The 388-nt window shown below is 75.5% G+C and carries 1 protein-coding gene; it reads left to right on the plus strand.

The features are described 5' to 3' along the window. Window positions 1–388 (plus strand): ATP-binding protein (locus tag LPA54_RS41695; protein ID WP_228985557.1); only part of this gene is annotated, 388 nt, incomplete at both ends.

Consider the following 388-nt stretch of genomic DNA (forward strand, 5'->3'; position numbering starts at 1 on the left):
ACCCGTTGTCCGGCCGCCCGGCGACCGGCCCGCCGGGCAGCCGTGCCCGTCCCGGCCCGCCGAGGTGCGCGAGGCCGTGCTGCGGGCGGTGGCCGAACGCTGCCTGGCCACCCGCACCCCCTGCGACACCGAGGCGCTGGCCGACGCCCTGCTCGTCGCCTCGGAACTCACCACCAACGCGATCCTGCACGGCGAGGGCCCGGTCCGGCTGCGCCTCATCCACGACGGTGAACGCCTGCTGGCCGAGGTGACGGACGCGAGCAGCGCGGGTCCTCACCTCCGCCACGCCCGGCACGGCGACGAGAGCGGGCGGGGGCTGTACATCGTGATGCGACTCAGCGCCCACTGGGGCTTACGGCACGGCCGCGAGGACAAGACGATCTGGTCC

The organism is Streptomyces sp. DH12, assembly GCF_020873895.1.
GTDB lineage: Bacteria > Actinomycetota > Actinomycetes > Streptomycetales > Streptomycetaceae > Streptomyces.